The organism is Lysobacter sp. Root983, from assembly GCF_001429345.1.
Taxonomy (GTDB): Bacteria; Pseudomonadota; Gammaproteobacteria; order Xanthomonadales; family Xanthomonadaceae; genus Lysobacter.
On sequence record NZ_LMJO01000015.1, the window covers coordinates 1 to 1,235 of the forward strand.

Genomic DNA, 1,235 nt, shown 5'->3' on the forward strand with positions numbered 1-1,235 from the left:
GCCGACTTCGACGACACCAGCAATGCCGCTCCGCAGGAAGACTGGTTCGGCGACGTGCTGGCTTCGGTCGGCATCATCGTCCCGCTGGGCCCGGAAGCCACCGCTCCGGTCGCTCCGGCTCCGGTCGTGGCGCCGAACTGCGCCGACAAGGACGACGACGGCGACGGCGTGAACAACTGCGACGACAAGTGCCCCGGTTCGCAGGCTGGCCAGACCATCGGTCCGGACGGCTGCCCGGTGCCGGTCTCGATCGACCTGAAGGGNTCGCAGGCTGGCCAGACCATCGGTCCGGACGGCTGCCCGGTGCCGGTCTCGATCGACCTGAAGGGCGTGAACTTCGACTTCGACAAGGCCACGCTGCGTCCTGACGCGGTGACGATCCTGAACGAAGCCGCCGAGATCCTGAAGCGTTATCCCGAGCTGAAGGTCGAAGTCGCCGGTCACACCGACCAGTGCGGTAAGGACGCCTACAACCAGAACCTGTCCGAGCGTCGCGCCCGCGCCGCTTACGACTACCTGACCAGCAACGGCGTCGACGCCGCGCGTCTGTCGGGTCCGAACGGCTACGGCGAGAGCCGTCCGCTGGAAGATCTGGGCCAGGCGTTCCCGGCTTGTAAGAGCGAGAAGAACCGCCGCACCGAGCTGAACGTCCAGAACTAAGGACGATGGGTTCCCCGGAACCCGCTGCAAGACCCACGAAGCCCGGCCTAGTGCCGGGCTTCGTTCGTTTATGTGCCTTTGTTAAGAAGTAACGTTAAGTGGTATTAACAATCGTCTTGACAGTGTATGATCGGCCCCGCCAGTGACCGCCTGCCGGAGCGACCGTGCCAGACCGGGTCCCTGTCACGCGTTTCCGCCGTGAATCAAACCGTTCCTACTGATCTGAAGGAGTTAGAGATGAAGATCCGTTTGTTGAGCACCGCACTGTTGGCGGGCTTGGCGTTTGCCCAGGCGGCCAGCGCGCAGGATTTCGATGACCGTTGGTACATCACCGGTTCCACCGGTATGAATATTCAGGACAACGACCGCGGTACGCGCAACGCGCCGTTCCTGGGTCTGGGCTTGGGCAAGTTCATCAGCCCGACCTGGTCGATCGACGGCGAGCTGAACTATCAGCACCCGAAGTTCGACGCCGACCAGGACCTGTCGTGGAGCCAGTACGGCGTCTCGCTGGACTTCCGTCGCCACTTCATCACCGAAGGCCGCAACTGGAACCCGTACGCCCTGCTGGGTAT

General features: G+C 63.4%; 1 protein-coding gene and 2 pseudogenes. All 3 read left to right on the forward strand.

Annotated elements, in window-relative coordinates:
- A pseudogene (locus tag ASE43_RS22625) lies at positions 1 to 263 on the forward strand (hypothetical protein); the annotation flags it as partial.
- 1 nt (position 264) lies between these two features.
- A pseudogene (locus tag ASE43_RS22630) lies at positions 265 to 660 on the forward strand (OmpA family protein); the annotation flags it as partial.
- 237 nt (positions 661 to 897) lie between these two features.
- Positions 898 to 1,235: outer membrane beta-barrel protein (locus ASE43_RS12245; RefSeq protein WP_157499904.1), on the forward strand; the 338-nt coding region annotated here is incomplete at its 3' end.